Source organism: Massilistercora timonensis, assembly GCF_048354975.1.
In the GTDB taxonomy this organism is placed as follows: Bacteria; Bacillota; Clostridia; order Lachnospirales; family Lachnospiraceae; genus Massilistercora; species Massilistercora timonensis.
On record NZ_DBGCJQ010000096.1, the window covers coordinates 1 to 5,232 of the forward strand.

Sequence of the window (5,232 nt, forward strand, 5' to 3'; positions counted from 1 at the left end):
ATCTCCTCTTTTGTAAGTTCCCGGTACTGCCCCGGCGCAAGCTCCGGGTCCAGCTTAAGGCTTCCCATGGACAGCCGCTTCAGATACAGCACTTCCTTGCCAACCGCCTGGAACATCCGTTTCACCTGATGGAACTTTCCTTCCTGGATGGTCAGAAGGATCTCTGACACAAAACCAGGATCTTCTTCCCCGCCTGTAGAAACCGTCTTTAGGATCTCCAGCCTGGCCGGCATGGTTTTCTCTTCCTTCTCTTCCCCAAGGCCTGCAAGAAAGAGGCCTTGGGCAAACTGTTCCACATCCTCACCGGTCACTTCGCCCCGGACTTTTGCATAGTAACACTTGTCCACATGCTTCTTGGGGGAAAGGAGCCGATGGGCCAAAGGACCGTCGTTGGTGATAAGAAGCAGCCCTTCCGTATCCTTATCAAGCCGCCCCACCGGAAACAGATCTTTTCGCCGGTCCTCTCCCAGAAGATCCAGGACTGTCCGGTCCCGGCTGTCGGTGGTGGCGGTGATCACCCCCGCCGGCTTGTTGAGCATATAATACAGATATTTCTGATAGGGGATCTCGCGGCCGTCCAAAGTGACCTGGTCTTTTCCTTCTTCCACTTTGGCTTCCGGCTTTTTCACCGGGACGCCGCCCACCATCACCCGGCCTTTGCGGATAAAGGCCTTCACCTCCTGCCGGGTGCCTTCCCCCATCTCCGCCAGATATTTGTCCAGCCGCATCATCAGCACATCCTCCATCCGGGCAGATATTTGTTCTTCAGCATACCCCCTGCAAGCTTCCCCCATCCCAGGGGATAACCGTCCACACACACCAGGTACCAGCTGTTTTTCTTCTTTCCCCTCTCTTCCGGGACCAGATCCTCCACATCCAGGGTCTCTCCCTTCAGATAGCGGAAGACCCGCCCGTCATCGGCAGAAAGATCGATCACTTTTTTGTACTCTTCTTTCTTCAGGTTCATGGCCAGCGCCTGGCTTGGCTCAAAACGCTGTTTCTTCAGTTCCCCCATCAGAAGGCCTGTCCGCAGGAACCTGACGCCCCGAAGATCCGGGATCCCGGAGGGCATATAGTACACCCGCTCCTTATTGATCTCTATCCGGGACGGATCAAAATCTCTTTGGATCTCCCCCAGGAAATCTGCCAGCGGTTCCGGCAGTCGCTTTGGCCGTCCCGAGCCGGCAAGGCGGGGCGCCTCCTCCCCGGGGCCTTTCTGAAGCAGCGCCAGATAATGGCCCTCCCCCTTCATTTTGTGAGGGAAGATCCGCACAGTCCGCCTAAGATCCGGATATTCCAGATCCCCGGGAATCCCTTGTGAGAACCCTTCATAAGGCGTCATCTCCAGGATCTGAAACTCCGGGAACTCTCTTAGAAGATGGGCGATCACTTCCTCATTCTCCCGCCGGCCAAAGGTGCAGGTGGAATACAGCATAAGCCCGCCCGGGCGCAGCATCTGCGCCGCCTGCAGGATGATCCCCTTCTGGATCTTGCAGAAGTACTCCGGTCCGTGCTCCTCCCAGGCCTTCACCATCTTCCGGTCTTTGCGGAACATCCCTTCGCCGGAGCAGGGAGCGTCGATCAGGATCTTGTCAAAATATCCGGCAAAGCGGGGCACCAGCGCCCCCGGTTCTTCGCTTAACACCAGCACATTTCCAATGCCGAAAAGCTCAATGTTCTTCAGAAGCCCCTTGGCCCTGGAACTACTCAGGTCATTGGCTGCAAGAAGGCCTTCTCCCTGAAGCTTTGCACCAAGCTCTGTGGCTTTTCCCCCCGGTGCCGCGCACACGTCCAGCACCCGGTCTCCGGGATGGACCGGCAGCCGGTCCGCCGGGGTCATGGCGCTTGGCTCCTGAAGATAATAAAGCCCTGCGAAGTAATAGGGATGCCGGGAAGGCGCCTCCTTCTCCCCGTCATAATAAAATCCATTGTGGATCCAGGGGATGGGGCGGATCTCAAAAGGACAGATCCGCCGGAATTCCTCCACGGAAATTTTCTGCGTATTTACCCGAAGCCCATAATAACGGGGATTGTCAAAACAGGCTATATAGGAATCAAAGTCTTCTCCCAGAAGACCCTTCATTTTCTCTTCAAATGCCTGAGGCAGTTTCATGGGATGTTCCCTCCAGCTGGTTTTCCTGTGATTGCACATACTTAAAATAGTATACCATATCTGCCGCAAGAACTCTACCCTTCTCCGGGAGTTTCCAGCCTTTCCTTCTCTCAGGAATACTCATACCGAAGCCTTCGATCCTCCAGCGCCTGCAACACATAGTAAGGATTCAGGCTGATCTCCTCCCCCTCCTGGTAGACATAGATCCCCACATGCAGGTGTACGTCGAACTTTCCTCTGGTCCCCTCCGGGCCATAACCTGAATCTCCCATATATCCCAGCAGTTCCCCCGCCCGGATCCGGTCTCCTTTCCCAACTTGTCCGTAGGAATCCAGATGTGCGTAGTAGTAATAAGTACCACTATCTCCCGTTATGCCTATCCGGTAGCCGCCCTGCTCCAGCCATCCAAGATTTGTCACCACTCCATCTGTCATGCTGACCACCGGATAGAGACCCGGCCGCTGCACGTCCGCCATGATGTCAATACCCTCATGGCCCCGCTTTCCGCCGTAGCTTCGCTCCGCCATCCAGGTGTTTACATAGCTGGTGGTAAGCTTTGGATCCAGTGCGGAATCTGGCACCGGGAAATACTGGATCTCCCCGGCCACCTGCCTTTGAAGCGCCTTACATGCTTCCGAGAGATCTTCTTCCTCCAGTTCCTTAGAAAAGAACTTTGCACGGAAGGGTTCATCCTCCATTTCCACCGGATCCCAGAAAGAATTCTGGCCCGTCTCATACAGGCTTTGCACAGAAAGCACCGTAAAGAGGGCCAGAAGAAGAATTGCAAGTATATATTTTCCAGGATGGCGCATAAGGATAGAACTCCTTTTTTTGCACTATATGCGGGAAAACATTTTTTATGTCTCTTTCCAGGGGCGTTTTCTGCCAAGCCATCCTTGTTCCGCCCAGTATCGCTGGTCGATATCCGCCTCTTTCTTGCGCCGCTGGAAGATCCGCATGATGTGGAAGCGGATCCAGACGCCAGGAGAAGGAAAGATCTTCCCGGGATCTCTCTGGATCCTGGAGGCGATCTGTTCCAGCTTCTCCCTCATCTCATCCTTCTTCTTCTCATCTGCCTCCTCCAGCGTATCCCAGGGAAGTGCCACGCCATAGGTGTAGATCCGGGAGACACCCCACCAGCGCAGGCTGTCCCGGATATCCCTGATGGCGCTTCTCATTCCCGCTCCCGCAGCCGTGGCGATGCACACCGCCTGCTTCAGGAACATGGACCCTTCCGGGCGATGGACCATCCACCGGTAACCATAGTGATCCAGAAGCGCCTTCATCTGCCCGCTGGTATGATAGACAAACACCGGCGTAGTGAAGATCAGAAGATCCGCCTCATCTATCATCCCGGTGATCCGCTTCAGATAGATCAGATAGTCCGGGCAGTGTTCCTCCCCTTCCCGGATACATCTGGCACAGCCGCGGCAGAATTCCGGCATATCCTTTGGCAGAAAGATCTCCTGCACCTGGTCTTCCTCTCCGGCGATCCGGTCGATCAAAGCACGGCCGATGGTGTATGATTTCCCCTTTTTCATTGTTGCGTTTATCATCAGTATGTTCATTGCTGTCTCCCCTTTATGTCATTTTGGTACACCCCAAAAGTCAATTTAGGACGTAGCCTTTTTGCATTTTACTACGTCCTCAATTGAATAAAAATTTACATTTTCTCTGCGATGGCTTTGATAAATTCCTCGCTGTTGAGCACCGTCGGATTCTCCAGCGTGGTGATCAGCGCCAGGTCCTTGGTCATCTTTCCGCTCTCGATGGTATCAATGGTGGCCTGCTCCAGACGGTCCGCGAAATCCTGCAGCTCCTGGTTCCCGTCCAGCTCGCCGCGCTTACGCAGCGCTCCGCTCCAGGCAAAAATGGTGGCCACGGAGTTGGTGGAGGTCTCTTCCCCCTTCAGATGTTTGTAATAATGGCGCTGCACCGTCCCGTGAGCCGCCTCGTATTCATAATACCCGTCCGGGGACACCAGCACGGAGGTCATCATGGCCAGAGAACCAAAGGCGGATGAGATCATGTCGCTCATCACATCTCCGTCGTAATTCTTGCAGGCCCAGATGTAACCGCCCTTGGATTTCATCACGCGGGCTACCGCGTCGTCGATCAGGGTGTAGAAATACTCGATTCCGGCGGCTTCAAACTTCTCCGCGAATTCCGCATCATAAATCTCCTGGAAAATGTCCTTGAAGGTGTGGTCGTATTTCTTGGAAATGGTATCCTTGGTTGCGAACCACAGATCCTGCTTTGTATCCAGCGCGTAAGTAAAGCAGCTTCTGGCAAAGCTTTCAATGGATGCGTTCAGGTTGTGCATGCCCTGGATGATCCCCGGGCCCTGGAACTCATGGATCAGTTCTCTTTGTTCCGTTCCGTCCGCTGCAGTGTAGACAAGCTCTGCCTTTCCCGCTCCCGGGATCTTCATCTCCGTTCCCTTGTAAACGTCGCCGTATGCATGTCTTGCGATGGTGATGGGCTTCTCCCAGTTTTTTACACAGGGCTCGATGCCTTTTACCACAATGGGTGCCCGGAACACGGTGCCGTCCAGGATCGCCCGGATGGTCCCGTTGGGGCTCTTCCACATTTCCTTCAGGTCGTACTCCTCCATCCGCGCCGCGTTGGGAGTGATGGTGGCACATTTCACCGCCACTTTATGTTTCTTGGTTGCATTGGCCGAATCGATGGTCACCTGGTCGTTGGTCTCGTTGCGGTGCTCCAGTCCCAGATCATAATACTCGGTATTCAGCTCGATAAACGGCTCCAGAAGATTGTCCTTGATCATCTTCCAGAGGATCCGGGTCATCTCGTCCCCATCCATCTCCACGATCGGGTTTGTCATTTTGATTTTTGCCATTCGCTTTCTTCCTCCTGTTTATTCCGCAGATTTTCCATTGCCTTTCGAATATGCCGGTCTGCCAGGGCTTCCGCCCGTCCGGCGTCCTTGTTCCGGATGGCTTCCAGGATTTCCCTGTGCTCCTCCACAGACTTGACCGCCCGGTCCTGTTCCTCCACTGACAAGGTCCTCGCCATCTTCACATATTTATGGAAATCCGATAATACATGTTCCAGTATACGACTATTTGACGCTTCATACAAGATTTTATGAAATTTTC

The 5,232-nt window shown here is 54.1% G+C and carries 6 protein-coding genes; all 6 read right to left on the reverse strand.

Annotated features, from left to right (window positions below; genetic code table 11):
- Positions 1-731: pseudouridine synthase (locus ACML7B_RS08545; RefSeq protein ID WP_418540619.1), on the reverse strand; the 731-nt coding region annotated here is incomplete at its 3' end.
- The gene (locus tag ACML7B_RS08550; protein WP_418540622.1) at positions 731-2,113 is read right to left on the reverse strand and encodes an RsmF rRNA methyltransferase first C-terminal domain-containing protein; all 1,383 of its coding nucleotides are present in this window, start codon (positions 2,111-2,113) and stop codon (positions 731-733) included. The genes ACML7B_RS08545 and ACML7B_RS08550, both read right to left, overlap by 1 nt.
- A gap of 110 nt (positions 2,114-2,223) precedes the next feature.
- Entirely contained in the window at positions 2,224-2,925 is a 702-nt protein-coding gene (locus ACML7B_RS08555) for a M23 family metallopeptidase (RefSeq protein WP_418540624.1), read from the reverse strand.
- Between the two features lie 45 nt (positions 2,926-2,970).
- The gene (locus tag ACML7B_RS08560; RefSeq protein ID WP_418540626.1) at positions 2,971-3,681 is read right to left on the reverse strand and encodes a flavodoxin family protein; all 711 of its coding nucleotides are present in this window, start codon (positions 3,679-3,681) and stop codon (positions 2,971-2,973) included.
- A 95-nt stretch (positions 3,682-3,776) separates the two neighbouring features.
- Positions 3,777-4,973, reverse strand: coding sequence for an NADP-dependent isocitrate dehydrogenase (locus tag ACML7B_RS08565; protein WP_346708307.1), 1,197 nt, complete (start codon positions 4,971-4,973; stop codon positions 3,777-3,779).
- Positions 4,955-5,232 (reverse strand): FCD domain-containing protein (locus ACML7B_RS08570; protein WP_418540629.1); only part of this gene is annotated, 278 nt, incomplete at its 5' end. The genes ACML7B_RS08570 and ACML7B_RS08565, both read right to left, overlap by 19 nt.